The organism is Ralstonia mannitolilytica, from assembly GCF_000954135.1.
Taxonomy (GTDB): Bacteria; Pseudomonadota; Gammaproteobacteria; order Burkholderiales; family Burkholderiaceae; genus Ralstonia; species Ralstonia mannitolilytica.
In genome coordinates this window covers 1175474-1197800 of the sequence record NZ_CP010799.1, presented here as the reverse complement: position 1 = coordinate 1197800, position 22327 = coordinate 1175474, and the positions used below count along the sequence as shown (strand labels likewise).

General features: G+C 67.3%; 21 protein-coding genes. 19 read left to right on the top strand and 2 right to left on the bottom strand.

All coding sequences use genetic code 11. The features are described from left to right. The first annotated feature begins 45 nt into the window (after positions 1–45). From TK49_RS05765 to TK49_RS05670, 19 genes are all read left to right on the top strand, one after another. Positions 46–1788 (top strand): AMP-binding protein, encoded by a 1743-nt coding sequence (locus TK49_RS05765; protein ID WP_045785855.1) that lies wholly within the window; start codon positions 46–48, stop codon positions 1786–1788. Positions 1789–1817: 29 nt separating this feature from the next. Beyond that, positions 1818–2708, top strand: a complete 891-nt coding sequence (locus tag TK49_RS05760; protein WP_045785854.1) for a DUF1571 domain-containing protein — start codon at positions 1818–1820, stop codon at positions 2706–2708. A gap of 200 nt (positions 2709–2908) precedes the next feature. Continuing rightward, complete coding sequence (locus TK49_RS05755) at positions 2909–3835, top strand: OmpW/AlkL family protein (RefSeq protein WP_045785853.1); 927 nt, start codon at positions 2909–2911, stop codon at positions 3833–3835. A 151-nt stretch (positions 3836–3986) separates the two neighbouring features. Further along, entirely contained in the window at positions 3987–4985 is a 999-nt protein-coding gene (locus tag TK49_RS05750) for an NAD(P)/FAD-dependent oxidoreductase (RefSeq protein ID WP_045785852.1), read from the top strand. Positions 4986–5075: 90 nt separating this feature from the next. Then, complete coding sequence (locus TK49_RS05745) at positions 5076–5486, top strand: hypothetical protein (RefSeq protein WP_045785851.1); 411 nt, start codon at positions 5076–5078, stop codon at positions 5484–5486. 56 nt (positions 5487–5542) lie between these two features. After that, entirely contained in the window at positions 5543–6901 is a 1359-nt protein-coding gene (gene miaB, locus TK49_RS05740) for a tRNA (N6-isopentenyl adenosine(37)-C2)-methylthiotransferase MiaB (protein ID WP_045785850.1), read from the top strand. A gap of 21 nt (positions 6902–6922) precedes the next feature. After that, entirely contained in the window at positions 6923–7915 is a 993-nt protein-coding gene (locus tag TK49_RS05735) for a PhoH family protein (protein ID WP_045785849.1), read from the top strand. A 12-nt stretch (positions 7916–7927) separates the two neighbouring features. Continuing rightward, complete coding sequence (gene ybeY / locus TK49_RS05730; protein WP_045785848.1) at positions 7928–8728, top strand: rRNA maturation RNase YbeY; 801 nt, start codon at positions 7928–7930, stop codon at positions 8726–8728. Between the two features lie 355 nt (positions 8729–9083). Further along, positions 9084–10223, top strand: a complete 1140-nt coding sequence (locus tag TK49_RS24020; protein WP_240479942.1) for a hypothetical protein — start codon at positions 9084–9086, stop codon at positions 10221–10223. 132 nt (positions 10224–10355) lie between these two features. Further along, positions 10356–11249: an HlyC/CorC family transporter gene (locus TK49_RS05715; protein ID WP_045785845.1), complete on the top strand. Its 894-nt coding sequence runs from the start codon at positions 10356–10358 to the stop codon at positions 11247–11249. 68 nt (positions 11250–11317) lie between these two features. Next, positions 11318–12838 (top strand): apolipoprotein N-acyltransferase, encoded by a 1521-nt coding sequence (gene lnt, locus TK49_RS05710; protein ID WP_045785844.1) that lies wholly within the window; start codon positions 11318–11320, stop codon positions 12836–12838. Between the two features lie 165 nt (positions 12839–13003). Then, a complete protein-coding gene (glyQ, locus tag TK49_RS05705; protein WP_045785843.1) occupies positions 13004–13984 on the top strand; it encodes a glycine--tRNA ligase subunit alpha in 981 nt (326 codons plus the stop codon). After that, a complete protein-coding gene (locus tag TK49_RS05700) occupies positions 13981–14640 on the top strand; it encodes a hypothetical protein (RefSeq protein ID WP_045785842.1) in 660 nt (219 codons plus the stop codon). The genes glyQ and TK49_RS05700 overlap by 4 nt, the downstream gene beginning before the upstream one ends. A 72-nt stretch (positions 14641–14712) precedes the next feature. Next, positions 14713–16806, top strand: coding sequence for a glycine--tRNA ligase subunit beta (gene glyS / locus TK49_RS05695; RefSeq protein ID WP_045785841.1), 2094 nt, complete (start codon positions 14713–14715; stop codon positions 16804–16806). Positions 16807–16825: 19 nt separating this feature from the next. Then, a complete protein-coding gene (gene gmhB, locus TK49_RS05690; protein ID WP_045785840.1) occupies positions 16826–17404 on the top strand; it encodes a D-glycero-beta-D-manno-heptose 1,7-bisphosphate 7-phosphatase in 579 nt (192 codons plus the stop codon). A 9-nt stretch (positions 17405–17413) separates the two neighbouring features. Further along, a complete protein-coding gene (locus tag TK49_RS05685) occupies positions 17414–18166 on the top strand; it encodes a lysophospholipid acyltransferase family protein (protein ID WP_045785839.1) in 753 nt (250 codons plus the stop codon). Then, the gene (locus tag TK49_RS05680) at positions 18163–19044 is read left to right on the top strand and encodes a M48 family metallopeptidase (protein WP_045785838.1); all 882 of its coding nucleotides are present in this window, start codon (positions 18163–18165) and stop codon (positions 19042–19044) included. Before TK49_RS05685 ends, TK49_RS05680 begins: the two co-directional genes overlap by 4 nt. 100 nt (positions 19045–19144) lie before the next feature. Continuing rightward, entirely contained in the window at positions 19145–19552 is a 408-nt protein-coding gene (gene gloA / locus TK49_RS05675; protein ID WP_045785837.1) for a lactoylglutathione lyase, read from the top strand. After that, positions 19536–20441 (top strand): DMT family transporter, encoded by a 906-nt coding sequence (locus TK49_RS05670; RefSeq protein ID WP_045785836.1) that lies wholly within the window; start codon positions 19536–19538, stop codon positions 20439–20441. The genes gloA and TK49_RS05670 overlap by 17 nt, the downstream gene beginning before the upstream one ends. Here the strand turns inward: TK49_RS05670 and rsmA are convergent. Together rsmA and pdxA are read right to left on the bottom strand one after the other, a co-directional pair. After that, the gene (rsmA, locus tag TK49_RS05665; RefSeq protein ID WP_045785835.1) at positions 20428–21273 is read right to left on the bottom strand and encodes a 16S rRNA (adenine(1518)-N(6)/adenine(1519)-N(6))-dimethyltransferase RsmA; all 846 of its coding nucleotides are present in this window, start codon (positions 21271–21273) and stop codon (positions 20428–20430) included. The genes TK49_RS05670 and rsmA overlap by 14 nt on opposite strands. A 28-nt stretch (positions 21274–21301) precedes the next feature. Further along, positions 21302–22318, bottom strand: a complete 1017-nt coding sequence (pdxA, locus tag TK49_RS05660) for a 4-hydroxythreonine-4-phosphate dehydrogenase PdxA (RefSeq protein ID WP_045785834.1) — start codon at positions 22316–22318, stop codon at positions 21302–21304. Positions 22319–22327: the final 9 nt, after the last annotated feature.

Here is a 22327-nt window from a genome sequence, read left to right as displayed (position 1 = left end):
GCGGCACATAACAAAACCATGCCGCGTTTCATGGACGGAGACACCATGAACACCGTTGCCGACCGCAGCAATCTGACCGACCGCATCTGGCTGAAGTCGTATCCCGAAGGCGTGCCTGCCGAGATCGACCCCGACCGCTACCACTCCCTGGCCGAGGTGTTTCGCGAATCGGTGGAGAAATACCGCACCCGCGTCGCCTACGTGAGTGTCGGCACGGAGATGACCTACGACGAATGCGAACGCCAGGCGAAGGACTTCGCGGCATGGCTGCAGTCGCGCGGCGTGAAGAAGGGCGACCGCGTGGCAATCATGCTGCCCAACAGCCTGCAGTACCCGGTGTGCCTGTTCGGCACGCTGCTGGCCGGCGCCATCGTCGTCAACGTGAACCCGCTGTACACGGTGCCCGAACTGGCGCACCAGTTGCGCGATTCCGGCGCGCAGACCATCGTCGTGCTGGAGAACTTCGCGCGCACGCTGGAGCAGGCCTTGCCTGGCACCCAGGTGCGCAACATCGTCATCACCGGCATTGGCGACCTGATGGGCGGCGCGCTCAACCTCAAGGGCCGCGCGCTGAACTTCGTGATGCGCCACGTGCAGAAGCAGGTGCCGCCGTACACGCTGCCCTCCCCCGTCTGGCTGCGCGATGCGCTCGCCACGGGACGCTCGCGCACGCTGCAGCCGGTGCAGCTGGAACCCCAAGACATCGCCTTCCTGCAATACACCGGTGGCACCACGGGCGTGGCCAAGGGCGCGATGCTGACCCACCGCAACATCATCGCGAACCTGCTGCAGGCGGAAGTGTGGTCCAAGGGCATGCTCTCGGATGAGGCGGAGACCAACGTCACGCTGCTGCCGCTGTATCACATCTTCTCGCTCACGGTGAACCTGCTGATGTTCATGACCATGGGCGGGCGCAACATCCTGATCGCCAATCCGCGCGATACCAAGCGCGTGCTGTTCATCCTCCGCAAGGAACGCTTCTCGGGCATCGCGGGCGTCAACACGCTGTTCAACGCGCTGCTGGAAGACCCGGAATTCGCCAACCGCGACTTCTCGGCCATGAAGATCACCATCGGCGGCGGCATGGCCGTGCAGCGCGCGATTGCAGAGCGCTGGAAGAAGGTCACCGGCCACACCATCGTCGAAGGATATGGGCTGACGGAATGCTCGCCGGTCGTGTCGATGAACCCGCCCGACATCACCGAGTTCAGCGGCACGATCGGCCTGCCGGCACCGTCCACGGAAGTGCGCTTCAAGCGCGACGACGGCACCATCGCACCGATCGGTGAACCCGGCGAGCTGCAGGTGCGCGGCCCGCAGGTCATGCGCGGCTACTGGCAGCGCCCGGACGAGACCGCGAAGGTGATCGACGCCGACGGGTGGTTCTCCACCGGCGACATCGGCGTGATGGACGCCAACGGCTACATCCGGCTGATCGACCGCAAGAAGGACATGATCCTCGTCTCGGGCTTCAACGTGTACCCGAACGAAATCGAGGACGTGGTGGCGCTCCATCCCGGGGTGCTCGAGGTGGCCGCCATCGGCGTGCCGGACCCGGTGGCGGGCGAACGCGTGAAGATCATCGTCGTGCCACGCACCGGCGCGCTCACGGAAGCCGCGCTGCTCGAACACTGCCGTGCGCATCTGACCGGCTACAAGATGCCGCGCATCGTCGAGTTCCGCCACGAAGAACTGCCCAAATCGACCGTCGGAAAGATCCTGCGCCGCGAACTGCGCGATGCCGACCCCGACATCCAGCGCGCCCGGGCCGCGCAGGCACAGCAATGAGTACAACGACCATCGCACGGGAGACCCGCATGCAGCTGCGCACCCTCGTCCTGGTGGCCGCACTGGCCTGGAGCGCGGCGGCCCAGCCGCAGACGCCGGAGGCCTCTGCCCCAGCCGCCGGCACCGCAACGCCGTCCGCCGCCATCGGCAGCTTTGCCGCCATGGACGTCGCCAGGCAGACGGCATGGCTCGGCAGCCAGGTCCACGCCAATGCCTTCGCCAACTGGTCCGACGAGGACATCCTCGCCATGGCCCAGGCCATGAAGCCCGAGACGCTGGTGCGCTGGCTGCGCGCCGAAGTCGCCAAGCTGCCCGAGTACGAATACCGCATGCGCCGCCAGGAGCGCGTGAAAGAACAGTGGCAAAGCCAGCCCTCCCTCATGCTGGTGCGCTACCGCAACGCGCCGCGCCAGGTGTATGCGCGCTGGCTCAAGGGCGGCGCGCATGCCGGCCAGGAAATCCTCTACGACGAGACTGTGCGCAAGGACGAGATGTACGGCCACCTGGGCGGCGTCTTCGGCTTTGCGGCCATCTGGAGTGCGCTGGATGGCGCGCTGGCGAAATCGCAGTCCAACCACACGGCGCGGGAGCTGGGCCTGCAGTTCATCGTCGATTCCGTCGAGCGCGACGGACGCGCGCATGTCGCGGCCGGCGGCACCGGCAAGTTCAACGACGCCCGGGTCGTCACCGAAAACGGCGAGCGCATGCTGCGGCTGACCTGGGATGCGCCCGGCGGGCCGCCGGCGTTCTACGCCAAGCGCGTGAGCCTGTATTTCGACCTCCGGAACCCATGGGTTCGCATCGAAGAATCGTGGGACGAATCGGGCAACCAGCTCGAGAAGATCGTCATCGAAAGCGTGACGCGCAAGACGTGGAGCGACCAGACCTTCAACCCCAAAAACCCGGAATACAAGTTTTAGTGCACCGCCCGCAGACCGTTGTGCACCAAGGCACCGCCGGCCGGCGGACGGTATGAAACGAGACTAGGGGAAACCCCTTGTTGCGTGCGTACCAGCTAGAGGAAAGCTTCGGTCAATCCGGCGAAAACGCTGCGTTATGCTGCGAAAACACAAATCGCCCCACCCGGCGAAATAACAATCCCATCCAGAGAGACAACCACATGAACCGCACTGCCCGCCGCCTTGCCGCAGCGCTTGCCTGCGCTGCCGCCAGCACCTTCGCTGGCTCCCTGGCCCATGCCCAATCCACCGCCGAGGCCAATGTCGCCGCAAGCGCCAGCACGGGCGCCGAAGGCTCCGGCGGGGGTGGCGGCGGGTTCGGCAAGTTCATGGACGACTACGTCTGGGGCCGCAACGTGATGGCGATGGGCTGGTTCTACATCCGCCCGATGGACTCCGCCACGCCGCTGACGACCACCACCAGCGCGCTGGGCCTGGGCACGTACCAGTCGCCGGGAACTGACGTGAAAGTCAGCAACGCCAACACGCTGTCGCTCACGTTCACGCACTTCTTTACCGACAACCTCGCCGGCACGTTCGTGGGCGGCGTACCGCCGAAATTCAACCTCTACGGCAGCGGCAACGTGATCGCGCCGGTGCCCGTCGTCGGTCCGCTCACACTCATCAACCTGGGCCTGCCGCAGAACAACCCCGTCGCGACCGTGCGCGAGTGGAGCCCGGCCATCGTCGCGCAGTACTACTTCGGCACCAAGGAGAGCAAGTTCCGCCCGTTCCTCGGTGCCGGCGTGAGCTACAACTTCTTCACCAACCTGCGCCTGAACTCGAACTTCGTGAATGCGCTGCAGAACCTCGGGCAGGTCCTGCAGCTCGGCATGGGCCAGGTCCCGACCGGGCCGGCCAAGGTGACAGCGGAAACGTCGAGCTCCTGGACGCCGGTGGCCAACGTGGGCGTGTCGTATGAATTCGCCAAGAACTGGACTGCCATCGGCACCGTGTCGTACCTGCCGCTGAAGACGACCTCGACGATCACGATCCGCAGCCAGCAGGGCCAGGTGCTGGCCGTCAACAAGACCGACATCAAGGTCGACCCGATCGTCTTCGGGCTGGCGATCGGTTACAAGTTCTAAGTGGCCGACCGGCCGGCCGTGCTGGCCGGGCCATTGATCCACGGCAAACGCCACCTCCGGGTGGCGTTTTTCGTTGCGGCGCGACCCGATATGATGGCGGGAGTTTGCTGCCGCCCTTCTGGCCAGCCGTCCCACCTTTCCTGCCCCGCCCATGACCCAGCCTTCCATCGCCATCGTCGGAGCCGGCATTGCCGGTGTTGCCTGTGCCAATGCGCTCGCCGCGGAGGGCATCGCCGCCACGGTCTACGAGCGTGCCGGCGGCGTGGGCGGCCGGCTGGCCACCACGGTGCTGCCCGAGGGGGCGCCCGCCTATGCGTTCGACCACGGCGCGCAGTCGTTCAACGTACGCAGCGAGGCCTTCCGCCGCGCAGTGGACGCGGCCCGCCGGCAGGGCTCGGTGATGCCCTGGCCGGCACGCTGGGGCCATCGCACCGCAGACGCGCTGCAGCCCGACACGCGCGACGAAGCCCGCTACGTCGGCCTGCCCGGCATGGGCGCGCTGGTGCGCAGCCTCGCCACGCCGCTCGACGTGCGATTCGGCCATGCCGTCACGCGCGTGGCCCACGACGGCCGCCGCTGGACCCTCGAGCGCCACGGCGCGGAAGCCGTCCACGCCGACATCGTCGCCCTCGCCCTGCCGGCGCCCGAGCTGCCGGCGCTGTTCCATGGCGCAACGCCGGCCTCGTTGCAGGAGACCATCGCCCCGGTCGGCTACGCCCCGTGCTGGGCGCTGATGATGGGCTTCGCCCAACCGCTGAGCGTGCCCTACGACGGCATCCGCATCGACGATGACATGCTCGCCTGGGCCGCCCGCGACAATACCAAGCCGGGCCGCGTGATGGTCGACGAATCGTGGGTCGTGCATGCGTCGCCGGGCTGGTCTGCCGCGCACGCGCACGACACCCCGGAGCAGGCGCTGCACGCCATGCATGCCCGCTTTGCCGAGGTCTTCCCCGGCATGCCGGAGCCGGACGTGATGGCCGCGCACCTGTGGCCGCACGCGCTCGTGGAGCAGCCCGCCGGCGTGCCGTGCCACTGGGACGCCGCCACCCGCCTGGGCGCCTGCGGCGACTGGTGCGAAGGGCCGCGCGTGGAGGCCGCCTTCCTCAGCGGTGTCGCGCTGGCCGCACAGATTGCCGGGGCGCGATAGGAACCCACCTGCCGGCGTTACAATGTCGGGTTGTCTCGTGTTTCGTGTGCCGGGTCGCTCACCCGGCGGTGGCTTTCCCCTGACGACGCCATGCGCACCCGACGCCAAGTCCTCGCCCTAGCCTTTGCCGCCGCCGCTGCAGCGGCAACGGTTTCGCTGTCCGCCCGTGCGCAGGTGCTGCGCAATATCCCGGCGACGGCGCCGGCGGCCCAGTTGACCGTCAATTCGGCCAACACCGGCACGCTGAGCACCGGCAGCACCGGCCTGGTCCGCATCCTGCTGCTCGGTTTCGGCAGCAGCAGCGCCGATATCCGCTTCGCTCCGGGTGTGCGGATCCTGTCGCTGGACGGGCGCCTGCTGCCGCCGGGTTCGGTGGTCGGCCAGACGTTCAAGGTGCGCTACCAGCTCGACCTGTATCAGCAGCTGCTGACCGCCTGGGTGGTCAGCGACGAGGATTACAAGGCCGCGGTGGCCGCGCAGGCCCAGAGCCCGTCGCAATAGCGCAGTCCGCAACCCCACGAAATACGTGCCCCCAGGTCAACCACTGTGAACGGCACATGAAAAAAGTCTTCATCAAAACCTACGGCTGCCAGATGAACGAGTACGACTCGGACAAGATGTCCGACGTGCTCAATGCGGCTGAAGGCCTCGTCCCCACCGACACGCCCGAAGATGCGGACGTGATTCTCTTCAACACGTGCTCCGTGCGCGAAAAGGCGCAGGAAAAGGTGTTTTCCGAACTCGGTCGCGTGAAAGCGCTCAAGGCGCTCAAGCCGGACCTCGTGGTGGGCGTGGGCGGCTGCGTCGCGAGCCAGGAAGGAGCGTCCATCGTGGCGCGCGCGCCTTACGTGGACGTCGTCTTCGGCCCGCAGACGCTGCACCGCCTGCCGGAGTTGATCGCCGCGCGCCGCCGCACGGGCCGCTCGCAGGTCGACGTGTCGTTCCCCGAGATCGAAAAGTTCGACCACCTGCCGCCGGCGCGCGTGGAAGGCGCCACCGCGTTCGTGTCGATCATGGAAGGCTGCTCGAAATACTGCAGCTATTGCGTGGTGCCGTACACGCGCGGCGAGGAGGTCTCCCGCCCGTTCGACGACGTGCTCACCGAGGTGGCCGGCCTGGCCGAACAGGGCGTGCGCGAAGTCACGCTGCTGGGCCAGAACGTCAACGCCTACATCGGCAAGATGGGCGACACGAACGAGCGGGCCGATTTCGCGCTGCTGCTCGAATACGTGGCCGAGATTCCCGGCATCGAGCGCATCCGCTACACGACGAGCCATCCGAAGGAATTCACCTCGCGCCTGATCGAGGCGTACGCGACCAACCGCAAGCTGGTCGACCACCTGCACCTGCCCGTGCAGCACGGCTCCGACCACATCCTGATGGCGATGAAGCGCGGCTACACGGTCCTCGAATACAAGAGCATCATCCGCAAGCTGCGCGCGATCCGGCCGAACATCTCCATCGCCACGGACTTCATCGTCGGCTTCCCGGGCGAGACCGATGCGGACTTCGCCAAGACGATGGACCTGATTCACGAGATCGGGTACGACAACTCGTTCAGCTTCATCTACAGCCCGCGCCCCGGCACGCCGGCGGCCAACCTGCACGACGACACGCCGCACGCGGTAAAGCTCGAGCGCCTGAAGCTGCTGCAATCGACCATCGACGCCAACATGGTCCGCATCAGCGAGGGCATGGTCGGCAGCGTGCAGCGGATTCTCGTGGAAGGCCCGTCGCGCAAGGACCCGACCGAACTGCACGGCCGCACCGAGAACAACCGCGTGGTCAACTTCGCCCTGCCCGATCTGCCGCAGGCGCGCCGCGACCAGCTCGTCGGCCAGATGCTGGACGTGCGCATCGTCCATGCGTATCCGCACTCGCTGCGCGGCGAAGTGGTGGCGGACGCGGTCAACTGATCATCGACACAGACCGATTTGATGAAACCGACCCTCGCTGAATTCACCGCGCCCAAGAACGACAACGCGCGCCTGCAGAACCTGTGCGGGCCGCTCGATGAGAACCTGCGGCAGATCGAGCAGGCGCTGGACGTGACGATCAACCGGCGCGGCAGCAAGTTCACCGTGCGCGGCGCCAACGCGCAAGGCGCAGCGAATGCCCTGGAAACGTTCTACAACGCCGCGCGCGAGCCGCTGTCGGTGGATGACATCCAGCTTGGCCTGGTCGAGACGCGCCAGGTGGCCGCACACGGCGCACACCTGCCGGCGTCCCACCTTGAAACGTCGGACGGCAACGACCTCTCGCCGGTGCTGCATACGCGCCGCACCGACCTGCACGGCCGCACGCCGATGCAGCGCCAGTACCTGCGCCACATCCTCTCGCACGACCTGTCGTTCGGCATCGGCCCGGCGGGCACGGGCAAGACGTACCTGGCCGTCGCCTGCGCGGTGGATGCGCTCGAGCGCGACGCCATCAAGCGCATCGTGCTGACGCGCCCAGCCGTGGAAGCCGGCGAGCGCCTGGGTTTCCTGCCCGGCGACCTCGCCCAGAAGGTGGACCCGTACCTGCGTCCGCTGTACGACGCGCTGTACGACCTGCTCGGCTTCGACAAGACGCAGAAGATGTTCGAGCGGCAGATGATCGAGATCGCGCCGCTCGCCTACATGCGCGGCCGCACGCTCAATCACGCATTCATCATCCTCGACGAAGCGCAGAACACCACGCCTGAGCAGATGAAGATGTTCCTCACGCGGATCGGCTTCGGCTCCAAGGCCGTCATCACCGGCGACACCACGCAGATCGACCTGCCGCGCGGACAGAAGAGCGGCCTGGTGGAAGCGCAGCATGTGCTGCGCGACGTGCGCGGCGTGGCAATGACCCGCTTTTCCAGCATCGACGTCGTGCGCCACCCGCTGGTGGCCCGCATCGTCGAGGCCTATGACGAATTCCATGCCCAGCATAAAGATGCATAAGGACGCCTGAACGTGGCCAAAGCGAACACCAAGACCAAAAGCAAGAAGATCCAACCTCAAGCCACCGGCCCGCGCGTCGACGTATTCGACGCCAAGGGCAAGCCGAAGACCGTGGACGCCAGCGCCCTGCGCATCGCGTTCGCCGACGGCCGCAGCCTGATCGTGAGCCTGCCGGACACGGCCGACGGCGCCATCACGCTCGTCGCCGAGCACTCCGATGCCAACACGCATGCCATGCTGTCGCTGCGCCCCGAGCACCACGACAGCATCACGCTGCAGATCGAAAGCGTCGAAGCCGATGCGACGCAGCCCGCTGAAGCCGAAGACATCGACGAGGCATTCGGCGGCGCAGAGATGCTCACGCTCGACCTGACCGTGCAGCACGGCGATGAACTGAAGGCCGCCGCCCGCAAGGCGCTGCCCAAGGAGCAGGACATCGAGGCGTGGATCGCGCCGGCGCTGTTTGCCGATGCGCAGCTCAACGTGCGCTTCGTCGGCGAGGAGGAGGGCCGCACGCTCAATCGCACGTACCGCGGCAAGGACTACGCCACCAATGTGCTGACTTTCTCCTACGCAGAGAACGAGGATGACCCGGTCTCGGCCGATATCGTGCTGTGCCACCCGGTGGTCGTGAACGAGGCGAAGGAGCAGGGCAAGCCGGTGCTTGCCCACTACGCGCACCTGATCGTGCACGGCACGCTCCACGCGCAAGGGTACGACCACGAAGACCCCGCCGATGCCGAAGAGATGGAAGGCATCGAAACGCAGATCCTCGGCGAACTCGGTTTTGCCGATCCGTACGCCGATCGCTGAAGCGCATCGCCCCCCTGCAACGCCGGCTCCATGCCGGCGTTTTGCTTTGCGGGCCCGGATGTTTCAGTCCTGAATCGTCTCCCGGTTTGCCGCGCGTCCAGCCCTGACACCGGTTGGCGGCCGGTCCTCCGCCATTTGGCGCATGGGCGCGCCCGTCAAACCGCGCATGCGTACGGCTTTTGGCATCGGTCATTCGACACGTGCACCGTGTCCGTACGGCCCATGGGCTCGCGCGACGTCGATTCCTATCCTCGACGCATAAGCCGCCACTCGAGCGTGCTGAATCCATCGGCGCGAACGAGCGCCATCGGGCCAACCCGCGCACAGACCGGCACGGCCCAGCGGGGAGGTCATCATGCGTCAACGCTTCATGGACAGCATTCCGTGGACCACGCTGCTCGTCGGCGTGGGTGTCGGCACCGCGCTAGCCGTCACGCCCGGAACGGCACGCGCCGATCACCGGCAGTCATGCTACGCAGGCATCGTCGTCGTATTCGACGGTGCGTGGCATCCGGGCGCCGTGGTGGGCTGCCGCACGGTGAACGTATCGGACAGCAACAATGTGGTCGGTGCGGAAATCAACCTGATGGTTGCGCAAGGGACGATCCGGCCGCGCGTGCAGGCCGTCGTCGGCAGCACGAGCGTGCAGGCACTCATCGGCGGCGGCTATGACTTTGCGAGCAGCAAGGCGCTGATGGGGGTGGGCGTCACGGGCGACCACTGGCTGGCGGGCCTCGACAAGGAGCTCGCCGGACGCTGGACAGCCTACGGCGGCGCGAGCACGCTCGGCCGGTATCACGGCAACTCGCACCCGGTGGCCGCCGCACCGGCTACCGCACCGACAAGCAACAGCACCAGCCCGCCGCCCAACGACAACAACGCACCAGGCAAGCCCAGCCCGACGCCCGCTCCCGCACCCGGCACATCGCCGAGCCCTGGCCCGACGCCAGCACCCGGCCCCGGTGCGACGCCGACGCCGACGCCGACGCCGACGCCGACGCCGACGCCGACGCCGACGCCGACTCCGACTCCGACTCCGACACCAACACCAACACCAACACCGACACCAACACCAACACCAACACCAACACCAACACCGACACCGACACCAACACCAACACCAACACCAACACCGACGCCGACCCCGGCACCGGTTCCATCCCCGTGCGGAAGCTGCCACGGCGGGCATCATCATGGCGGCCATCACCATGGCCACGATCACGATCATGGCCACGACGGCGAGCACGGTGACCATGGCGGCAGCGGCGGCCCACACGGAGGAGACCACGGTGGGGACGGTGACCATGGCCGCCACAGTGGCGACCACGACCATGGCGGCGACGGCGACCACGACGGCCAAGGCCACGACCATGGCGGTCATCATGACCGGGCTGGCGATGGCGACCATGACCGCAGCCGCCATAGTGACGACACCGGACAAGGCGGTCGCAAAGGCGGCGACCACGACGGCGGCCATCATCGGGGCGACGATTAGCACCGCACTCGGGCCGGCCTCCGGAAGTGAAAATCCACGCACTTCCATAGAGCCGGCTGCCACCGGCTGTCATCTGGGCGCGAGGTCTTTTGGTGTATGCTGGCCCGATGTTTAACGACGCGCGACCGCGCCATGAATGATCCGTATCCCAGTCCGAAGCCAGCCGACAAACCTCGCTCGCTGCTGGAACGCCTGACCGACCTCATCTCGCCCGAGCCCGAATCGCGGGCCGAGCTTCTCGAAATCCTCCAAGACGCCCACGCGCGCAATCTCATCGACGCCGACTCCCTGTCGATGATCGAAGGCGTGTTTCAGGTCTCCGACCTGTGTGCGCGAGACATCATGATCCCGCGCGCCCAGATGGACGCGATCAACATCGCCGACGCGCCGTCCGAGTTCATTCCCTTCGTGCAGGAAGCCGCGCATTCGCGCTTTCCGGTGTACGAGGGCAGCCGGGACAACATCATCGGCATCCTGCTGGCCAAGGATCTGCTGCGCTTCTATACGGACGAAGGCTTCGACGTGCGCGACATGCTGCGCCCGGCCGTGTTCATCCCGGAGTCCAAGCGGCTGAACGTCCTGCTGCGTGACTTCCGCGTCAACCGCAACCACATTGCCATCGTCGTCGATGAATACGGCGGCGTGGCCGGCCTCATCACCATCGAAGACGTGCTCGAGCAGATCGTCGGCGATATCGAAGACGAGTACGACTTCGACCAGGAAGAAGACAACATCCTGCCCACCGCCGACGGCCACATGCGCGTGCGCGGCCTGACCGAGATCAGCCAGTTCAACGAGGCGTTCGGCACGCAGTTCTCCGACGAGGACGTCGATACGATCGGCGGGCTGCTGTCCAATCACCTGGGCCGCGTGCCGCACCGCGGCGAGAAGATCGTCATGGGCTCGCTGCAGTTCGACGTGCTGCGCGCCGATGCGCGCCAGGTGCAGGTCCTGCTCGTGCGCCGCGTCGCCTCGCCGGCCGGCGGCAGCGCTGCGGCCGCGTCTTCCGGTTCCAACCCCGCCTGATCCTTTCCGTGCCCGCTCTGTTCTCTTCGCCTGCCGCCGATTCGTCCCGCCGGCAGGACACCCCGGTCGTGCCGCTTGCACGCTTGCGTCTGGCCATGCCGCTGGCGGCGCTGCTCGGCGTCATGCACACGCTGTCGTTCGCGCCGAACCATTGGTGGTGGCTGCAGATCCTGTCGCTCGCGGGGCTGGCGGCGCTGGCCGAGCGCGCACCGCGTCTGCGTGATACCGCGTGGGTCGGCTATGCCTTCGGGCTGGGCTGGTTCCTGTCTGGCATCTGGTGGCTCTACATCAGCATGCACGTCTACGGCGACATGCCGGCGTGGATGGCCGCGCTGGCGGTGCTGCTGTTCTCCGGGTACCTGGCGCTGCATCCCGCCCTGGCGGCGTGGGCCTGGCAATGGCTCACCCGAGGTCGACGCGGCGGCCAGTGGGCGGGTGCCGCATCGGCGCTCACGTTCGGGGCGGCGTGGGCGGTGACGGAATGGCTGCGCGGCACCGTGTGGACGGGCTTTCCGTGGATCAACGGCGGCTACGCGCATACCGATGGCCCGCTGGCCGGCTACGCACCGCTGGTGGGCGTGTACGGCATCGTGCTCATCGCCGCGGCGCTGGCGGGCCTGCTGTGCGTGGCCGCCGAGCGCCGCCTGCCCTGGGTGGCCGGCATCGCGGCCGCGATCGTGCTGGTCGCCGGCTGGCCGCTGCACGGCATTGCGTGGACGCAACCGGTGGGCAGGCCGATCTCCGTGCGCCTCCTGCAGGGCAACGTGCCGCAGGACGTGAAGTTCCAGCAGACCGGCATCGAGCGCTCGCTGGCGCTGTACACCAAGCTCGTCACCGAAAAGCCCGCGCAACTGGTGGTCACGCCCGAGACGGCGTTCCCGATCATGATCCAGGAGATGCCGCAGGAGATTGCGCTGGCCCTGCGCACGTATGCGGACACGACCGGCTCCAGCATCCTGTTCGGGGCCGCCAGCGAGGATTCGCGCGTCGATTACACCAACAGCGTGTTCGGCATCGGCCCCGACTTCCATGGCGTGTACCGCTACAACAAGCACCACCTCGTGCCGTTCGGCGAGTTCATCCCCTTCGGCTTCCACTGGTTCGTCAACATGATGAACATGCCGCTGGGCGACTTCCGCCGCGGCCAGCGCGTGCAGCCGCCCATGACGGTCGCGAGCCAGCGCGTCGCGCCCAACATCTGCTACGAGGATCTGTTTGGCGAAGAGATCGCTGCGTCGCTGCGGCACGCGGACCACCCCGCCACGATGCTCGCCAATGTGACGAACCTGGCATGGTTTGGCGACACGATCGCGCTGGACCAGCACCTGCAGATCTCCCGCATGCGAGCCCTGGAAACCGGCCGCCCGATGCTGCGCGCGACCAACACCGGCGCCACCGCCGTGATCCGTCCGGACGGCACCGTGCAGGCGCGCCTGCCCGCCTTCACGCTCGGTACGCTGCAGGCCGATGTGCAGGGCATGCAAGGCCTGACGCCGTTTGTACGCGCCGGCAACACGCCTGCGCTGGGCGTGAGCCTGCTGGTGCTGCTGGTTGTGCTGGCGCGCCGTCGGCGGGCGGCAGCGCACTGATCGACGACGGCCCGGAGGGCTTTGCAGCCACTTTCCGGGACAGCCGACAAAAAACGCTAAAATTCAACGTTTTACGGCGGGCACCGCAGCAAAACGCGCGGTGCCCGCCGCTGCATTCCACCGCCGCGCAGCACTGTGCTGCCTCGACGGACCTTCGGGACCACCATGCTTACTTTCCAGCAACTCATTCTCAAGCTGCAGTCGTACTGGGACGCCCAGGGCTGCGCCCTGCTGCAACCGATTGACCTCGAAGTCGGCGCCGGCACCTCGCACGTCCACACCTTCCTGCGCGCCATCGGCCCGGAACCCTGGCGTGCGGCCTACGTGCAACCGTCGCGCCGCCCCAAGGACGGTCGCTACGGCGAGAACCCGAACCGCCTGCAGCACTACTACCAGTACCAGGTGGTGCTCAAGCCGGCACCCGAGAACATCCTCGACCTGTACCTGGGCTCGCTGGAAGCGCTGGGCCTGGACCTGAAGCAGAACGACGTCCGCTTCGTCGAAGACGACTGGGAGAACCCGACGCTCGGCGCGTGGGGTCTGGGCTGGGAAGTCTGGCTCAACGGCATGGAGGTCACGCAGTTCACGTACTTCCAGCAGGTGGGCGGCCTCGACTGCAAGCCCGTCACGGGCGAAATCACGTACGGCATCGAGCGCCTGGCGATGTACATCCAGCAGGTCGAGAACGTCTACGACCTTGTCTGGACGGAATGGGAAGAGCCGGGCCCCAACGGCCCCGTCAAGCGCCGCCTGACCTACGGCGACGTCTACCACCAGAACGAAGTCGAGCAATCGACCTACAACTTCGAGCAGGCCGACACCGCCGTGCTGTTCCGCCGCTTTGCCGAGCATGAAGCCGAGGCCAAGCGCCTGATGGGCGTGCGCGAGGAAGGTGCGGCGGACGACGGCGCACCGGTCGTGCAGCTCGCCCTGCCCGCCTACGAGCAGGTGCTCAAGGCCGGCCACACGTTCAACCTGCTGGATGCACGGGGCGCCATCTCGGTGACGGAGCGCGCGGCTTACATCGGCCGCATCCGCAACCTGTCGCGTCTGGTCGCGCAGGCCTATTACGACTCGCGCGAGCGCCTGGGCTTTCCGATGTGCGGCACGGCCGCTGCCGGTGCCAAGACCGCGGAGGCCGCATGACCGCCGTCCGTGCACGGCGTGGATTGGCGCTGCTGACGGCCGCGGCCGTTGCTGCGCTGGCGCTGCCGACAGGCGTGGCACAGGCCGCGCGGCACCGCACTTCCAAGCCAACATCGGCCGAGAAGATCTTTGTCGTGCCCAGCAGCCTCACGCAGCTGTGCGTGGCCGATTCCAAACCGCTGCAACAGGCGCTGAGCACGGCATGGACGCCGCCGCCGCCCTCGCTCGACCAATGGACGAGCCTCGCGCGCACCATGGCGTGCGACCTGTCCGGCGCGCGCGATCTGGGCTGGCACCGCGTGCCGCTGCGCACGTATGCGACGGCCCTGCGCTTCCCGTTCACCTGGGTGGAATGGCAAGGCTCCGGTGCAAAGGCACAGCGCCGCGCGCGCGTCTTCCGCTCGTTGGGACAACTGCCGAGCCGGCTGGAGTTCAACGTATCGGGCACGCTGCAGGAAGTGCGCTACGACGCCCGCCGCGGCACGCTTTCCGCCCGCTTCCTGCGCCGCGACGCCGCCACGCCCGGGACCAACCCCGCGCCGATCGCGCCGCCGCCCCCGCCGGGCCAGTGCGCGGGCACGCAGTTGCAGTTCCAGCAGCAGAACGGCGTGTGGCTGCTTTCCGCCGTGGAACCCGTGCCCGGATCGCCTTGCTGAGCCCCCATTACGTAATTGCCGCCCATGGAACGTGAGCGGCGCAGAACAACGACGTCACCGATTTTCAACGCTATGTCCACCCTCCTGATCGAACTGCTGACCGAAGAACTGCCGCCCAAGGCGCTGGCCCGTCTGGGCGACGCGTTTGCGCGCGGCCTGTTTGATGGTCTGTCGGCGCAAGGCCTGCTTGAAGAAGGCGCTGCCGTGGAAGGCTTTGCCACGCCGCGCCGCCTGGCGGCATCGATCACCGGTGTGCGCCGTGCCGCGCCCGATCGCGAACTGCGCGAGAAGGTGCTGCCCGTGACGATCGCCTTCGACGCCGAGGGCAAACCCGCCGCGCCGCTCATCAAGAAGCTGGCTGCACTGGCCAAGACGGTCGGTGTGGAGACGATCGCTCCCGAGTCGCTCGAGCGCGCGCCGGACGGCAAGGCGGAGTCGCTGTTCTACCGCTACACCGCGCGCGGCGCCGTGCTGGCCGATGGGCTGCAGACCGCGCTGTCTCAGACCATCGCCAGTCTGCCGATCCCGAAGGTGATGACGTACCAGCGCCCGAACGGCGAGAGCGTCCAGTTCGTGCGTCCGGCACACAAGCTCGTCGCCCTGCTTGATAGCGAGATCATTCCCGCGAGCGTGCTCGGCCTGCAATCGGGCAACGTGACGCTGGGCCACCGCTTCCTGTCGGCCGGTGAAATCGTCATCGAGGACGCTGCGTCCTACGCGAGCACGCTCGAAGCACAGGGCAAGGTCATCGCGAGCTACGCCAAGCGCCGCGAAGCCATTCGCGCCGAGCTGCTCAGGACGGCCGGCAACGATACGGTGGTGATGCCCGAAGCGCTGCTGGATGAAGTCAACGCGCTGGTCGAATGGCCCGTGGTCTACCCGTGCCACTTCGAGGAAGCGTTCCTCGCCGTGCCGCAGGAATGCCTGATCCTGACCATGCAGACGAACCAGAAGTACTTCGCGCTGACGGACGCCCAAGGCCACCTGCGCAACCGCTTCCTGATCGTCTCGAACCTGGCCACGAGCACGCCAGAAGCCATCATCGAAGGCAACGAGCGCGTGGTGCGCCCGCGCCTGGCCGACGCCCGCTTCTTCTTCGAGCAGGACAAGAAGAAGCCGCTGGCCGACCGCGTGCCGCTGCTCTCGCGCGTGGTCTATCACAACAAGATCGGCACGCAGCTGGAGCGTGTCTCGCGCCTGCAGGCGATCGCCGGTCAACTCGCAGAAAAGCTGGGCGCCGATGTCGCGCACGCCTCGCGAGCTGCGCTGCTGGCCAAGGCCGACCTGCTGACCGACATGGTCGGCGAGTTCCCCGAGCTGCAGGGCACGATGGGCACCTACTACGCCCGCCACGACGGCGAACCCGACGACGTGGCGCTGGCCTGCTCGGAGCACTACCAGCCGCGCTTTGCTGGCGACGCGCTGCCCAGCTCCGCCACCGGCACCGTGGTCGCGCTGGCCGACAAGCTCGAAACGCTGGTCGGCATCTGGGGCATCGGCCTGCAACCGACGGGCGAGAAAGACCCGTTCGCGCTGCGCCGCCACGCGCTCGGCATCCTGCGCATGCTGATCGAGAAGCCGCTGACGCTGACCATCGACGACGCGTTGCAGACGGCTGCCGCGAGCTTCGACGGCATCGCGGCCGTCAAGCCGGACCTGGCCGCCATCACGGACTTCCTGTACGACCGCCTGCGCGGCTATCTGAAGGACAAGGGGTACAGCACCAACGAGGTGGAAGCCGTGGTCAGCCAGCGCCCGCAACGCCTCGATGACATCGTCGCGCGCCTCGAAGCCGTGCGTGCGTTTGCCGCCCTGCCGCAGGCCGAATCGCTGGCTGCCGCCAACAAGCGGATCACGAACATCCTGAAGAAGACCGACGCGGCCATCGGGGCGGTGCAGCCGCAGCTGCTCAAGGAAGACGCCGAGCGCGCCCTGCACGATGCAGTCGCCTCGTCCGAGCCGCAAGTGGACAATGCCTTTGCGCGCGGCGATTTCACCACCGCCCTGAAGACGTTGGCCGGCCTGCGCGAAGCGGTCGACACCTTCTTCGACGGTGTGATGGTGATGGCCGACGACACCGCGCTGCGCAACAACCGTCTCGCGCTGCTGGGCCAGCTGCACGGCCTGATGAACCGCGTGGCGGACATCTCCAAGCTGGCCGCCTGAGCCTCGTCCGGAGCCTGCCATGCCGCATGTCCCCAAGCTGGTGATCCTCGACCGCGACGGCGTCATCAACCTCGACAGCGATCAGTTCATCAAGTCGCCCGACGAGTGGATCGCCATCGACGGCAGCCTGGAAGCCATTGCCGAACTGAACCAGGCCGGCTACCAGGTCGTGGTGGCGACCAACCAGTCAGGCATCGGGCGCGGGCTGTTCGAGGCCGCCGCACTCAACGCGATGCACGAGAAGATGTACAAGGCGCTCGCCACGTTCGGCGGGCGCGTCGATGCGGTCTTCTTCTGCCCGCACACCGCCGCGGACGCGTGCGAATGCCGCAAGCCCAAGGCCGGCATGCTCCGCGAGATTGCCCGGCGCTTCGACGTGGACCTGTCGGGCGTGCCCGTGGTCGGCGATTCGCTGCGCGACCTGCAGGCCGGCGTGGAGGTTGGCGCCGTGCCGCATCTCGTGCTGACCGGCAAGGGCGCCAAGACGCGCGATGCCGGCAACCTGCCGCCCGGCACCCAGATTCACCAGGACCTGCGCGCGTTCGCGCGCGCGCTGCTTTCGCCCGCACCGCACGGCACGCCGTCACGGGCACCCTGAATCCGCACCATGACCTTCATCCGCTCGCTGCTGTTCCTGGTCTACCTGATCGTCTATACGCCGCTGCATGCGGTGTTCTGCTTCATCACGTTTCCGTTTCTGAATCCGCATCGGCGTTTCTGGGTCGCGGCCGCGTGGACCAAGATCACGCTGTGGGTGGCAAGCTGGCTCGTCGGCATCCGCTGGAAGTACGAAGGCTGGGAACACGTTGAGGCGGCCGTCGCCAGCAACAAGCCCATTGTGCTGCTCTCCAAGCACCAGTCTGCGTGGGAAACGCTGGCGTTTCCGGCCACCATGCCCCGGCCGCTGTGCTATGTCTTCAAGCGCGAACTGCTGTACGTGCCGTTCTTCGGGTGGGCGCTTGGCATGCTGAAGATGGTGCACATCAACCGCAAGGACGGCGCCAACGCGTTCGCCTCGGTGGCGCGCCAGGGCAAGGCGCGCATGGCCGACGGCGCGTGGATGATCATGTTCCCTGAAGGCACGCGTACGCCGGTTGGCGCACCCAATCCGCGCTACAAGAGCGGCGGCGCGCGCTTTGCCGTCGACACCGGCGCATGGGTGCTGCCCATCGCGCTCAATTCCGGGCGGCTGTGGCCGCGCAACGCGTTCCTCAAGCATCCCGGCCTGATCACGGTGTCTGTCGGCCCCGCCATTTCGAGCGCCGGCAAGACAAGCGATGAGCTCAACCGCGAAGTCCAGACATGGATCGAAACCGAAATGCGTAGAATCGACGCCGACAGCTACCGCGAGCCCGCATGAAACTGCTGCGCCCACCGACTTCGCCCACCGCCGCCGACAGCGCTCAGCTCGAGCTGCCGTTGCTCGCGCCCGAGGCGCCGTCGGAGCCTGGTGCGCCGTCGGACGCCAGCCTGCTCGCGCCGCCGGCATTCGACCCTTCCACCGTGCCGTTGGGCCCCAACCAGCGCCGGCTGGCGCTGGGCGAACGCGCGCTCGTCTACAACCTGAAGCGTTCTTCGCGGCGCACCATCGGCTTTGTCATCGATGACCGCGGCTTGTCGATCACGGCGCCGCGCTGGGTCACGCTTGCCGAGATCGAGCACGCCATCGCCGAAAAGCAGAAGTGGATCTTCGCCAAGCTGGCCGAATGGCGCAGCAGTGCCGCACGCCGCGTGCTGCCGCCCATGGCATGGGAAGACGGCGCAACGCTGCCCTTCCTCGGCAAGACGATCACGCTCAAGCTGGAATCGCCCATCGGCGCGCTGATGTTCGATGCCGACACGTGCATGCTGCACCTTGGCCTGCCGCCCTCCGCGACCGAGCAGCAGATCAAGGACCGCGTGCAGGGCTGGCTGCAGACGCAGGCGCGGCGCCTCTTCGGCGAGCGCCTCGACGTGTATGCCGAGCGCCTGGGCGTGCGGCACAGTGCGTATGCGCTGTCTTCGGCTGCCACGCGCTGGGGAAGCTGCACGGCCGACGGCAAGATCCGCCTGAACTGGCGGCTCGTGCACTTTCCGCTGAGCCTGATCGACTACGTAGTCGCGCACGAACTCGCGCATCTGAAGGAGATGAACCACAGCCCGCGCTTCTGGGACACGGTCGAGTCGATCTTCCCCGAGTTCCGCGAAGCGCGCGAGCAGCTGCGCTCGCATCCGCCGGAATACCTGCCAGCGTTTTGATTCGCTGGCGCAGGGGCGGTCGGACCGGGGGGGCTCTGCACGTTGGGCAACACCCTCCTACAATATCGCCTTCCCCCGCAGTCCCCAGGAAGGAAATCCCATGCGAATGCTTCACACCATGCTGCGCGTCGGCGACATGCAGCGCTCGATCGACTTCTACACCAAGGTGCTCGGCATGCAACTGCTGCGCACCAGCGACAACCCCGAATACAAGTACTCGCTCGCCTTCGTCGGCTACGGCCCGGAAGCCAGCAACACCGTCATCGAACTGACCTACAACTACGGTGTGAGCGAGTACGAGCTCGGCACCGCGTTCGGCCATCTCGCCATCGAGGTGGAGAACGCCGCGGAGGCCTGCGAGCAGATCCGCAAGGCCGGCGGCAAGGTCACGCGCGAAGCCGGCCCCGTCAAGGGCGGCAGCACCATCATCGCCTTCGTGGAAGATCCGGACGGCTACAAGATCGAACTGATCCAGGCCCGCTCGATGCCCGATGGCAACCGCCACTAACCTCACGCGCCGGCCCCTGGACGCCACCGCCATCAGCCTGATGGTGGTGCTGTGCATGTGCTGGGGCTTTCAACAGGTTGCCATCAAGGTGGCGGCGCACGACGTCGGGCCCGTCATGCAGGCCGGCGTGCGCTCGGCGATTGCGTCGGTGCTGGTGCTCGCCTTTGCAATGTGGCGCGGCACGGCCCTCTCGGTGCGCGACGGCACGTTGCCCGGCGGGCTCGTGGCGGGCCTGCTGTTCGGCGTCGAGTTCCTGTGCATCTTCATCGGCCTGAGCTACACCACGGCCTCGCGCATGGCGGTGTTTCTCTACACCGCCCCGATCTTCACCGCGCTCGGCCTGCACTTCTTCGTGCCCGGCGAGCACCTGCGCCCGCGTCAGTGGACCGGCATCGGCATCGCCTTTGCAGGGATCGTGCTGGCCTTTGCCGACGGCATCCTGCACCCTGCCGCCGGTCCGTCCACGTCGTTGGGCGATGCGCTCGGCGTGGCGGCAGGCGCGCTGTGGGGCGCGACGACCATCGTCGTGCGGGCGAGCAAGCTCTCGGAAGCGCCGGCCGCCAAGACACTGCTGTACCAACTCGCGGTGTCCGCCGTGATGCTGATGGTGATGGCCGCCGGCACGGGGCAGATCGCCACGGCCAACCTCACGCCGACCGCGCTGGCGAGCCTGGCCTACCAGGCCGTGCTGATTGCGTTCGCGAGCTACCTGACGTGGTTCTGGCTGCTGCGCCGCTACCTGGCGTCGCGCCTGTCGGTGTTCTCGTTCCTGACGCCGCTGTTTGGCGTGGCCTTCGGCGTCTTGCTGCTGCACGAGCCGGTGGGCCTGCGCTTTGCGCTGGCCGCGGTACTGGTGCTCTCCGGCATCCTGCTCGTCAACCTTCGGTGATATCCGGGAAGCTGCCGGCGATGCGCTCGGCCGGCAGCGCGTTGGCCACCGCCACGAAGTCCTCCACCGGCACCTCTTCGGCGCGCCGTCCCAGATCGAAGCCGAGCGCATCGAAATCGACCACGTCGCGCAACGCGCCCAGCGTGTTGCGCAGCACCTTGCGCCGCTGCGAGAACCCCATCGTCACCACCGTGCCGAGGGCGCGCATGTCGACCGGCGCATACGGCGATTTGCCGGCCGGCCACGGGATCATCCGCACCACGGCCGAATCGACCTTCGGTGGCGGATTGAACGAGCCCGGCGGCACATCGAGCACCGGCTCCATGTAGTACCGCACCTGCAGCATCACCGACAGCCGGCTGAACGCCTTGCTGCCCGGCGCGGCCACCATGCGGTCGACCACTTCCTTCTGCAGCATGAAGTGCTGGTCGCGCACGCGGTCGGCAAACGCCGCGAGGTGGAACAGCAGCGGGCTCGAGATGTTGTACGGCAGGTTGCCGACGATGCGCAGCGGCCGCCCCGCCTCATGCAGCGCGCCAAAATCGAACGCCAGCGCATCGCCGGCATGCACGATCAGCCGATCGCCGAAACGCTTCTGCAGGCGCGCGACGAGGTCGCGGTCCAGCTCGACCACCTGCAGCGTGCGCACGCGGTCCATCAACGGTATGGTCAGCGCGCCGAGGCCGGGGCCGATTTCAACGAGCACGTCGTCGGGCTGCGGATCAATGGCGGCAACGATGGCGTGGATCACGCCGTCGTCGACCAGGAAGTTCTGGCCGAAGCGCTTGCGGGCCTGGTGCCCCTGGTGTACGCCGGTCGTGGATCGTGCCATCGCGAAACTCGTGTCGGGAAAGGTGAAATCAGGAACGTAGATCGTGCCGGGCCATGGCAATGGCAGTGTCGATCGCCTCGATCATGCTGCCGAAGTCGGCGCGGCCGGTGCCCGCGAGGTTCAGCGCCGTGCCGTGGTCGACCGACGTGCGCACGAACGGCAGCCCCAGCGTGATGTTCACGCCATGGCCGAACGTGCCGTACTTGAGCGGCGCCAGGCCTTGGTCGTGATACATCGCCAGCACGCAGTCGGCATCGGCCAGCAGGCGCGGCTGGAACAGCGTATCGGCCGGATACGGGCCCCGCGCGTTGATGCCGCGTGCCAGCGCCCGCGCAATGGCCGGCTCGATCACCTCGATCTCTTCGCGGCCCAGATGCCCCGATTCGCCGGCGTGGGGGTTCAGCCCGGTCACGAGGATGCGCGGGGCGTTCAGCCCGAAGCGCGCACGCAAATCACGCGCGACGATATCGAGCGTCTCGTCGAGCACGGCCGGCGTGATCGCGTCCGGCACCTCGCGCAAGGGCAGATGCGTCGTCGCCAGGGCCACGCGCAGCATGGCGTTGCCGTGCGCCGGCTGCGGGCCGGCCAGCATCATCACCACACGCGGCGTGCGGCTGCGCTCGGCGAGATATTCGGTGTGGCCCGTGAAGGGCACCCCGGCATCATTGATCGTGCTCTTCTGCACCGGTGCCGTGACCATTGCGTCATAGCGCACGCCGTCGGGCGCGGCGGCCAGGCAGCCGTCAATGGCGGCATCGAGCAGCTCCAGCACGTAATGCCCGTTGGCGGCATCGAGCACGCCCGCTCGCGCCGGCGCGCCGAGAGGACGTTCCACGATCGTCAACGCCGTCGACGCCACGCGCCAGAAATCGCCCTGCCCGAGCGCGTCTGCACGCGCCTGCAGCAAGGCCGCATCGCCGATCACGTGCCAATGCACGTCGGCATAGCGCGCCGGGCCCTGCCGCGCGATGTGCAGCAAAGCCGCCACGGTGATGTCGGGACCGATGCCGGCGGGCTCTCCGGTGGTGATGGCGATGTTCAGCATGGAACGTTC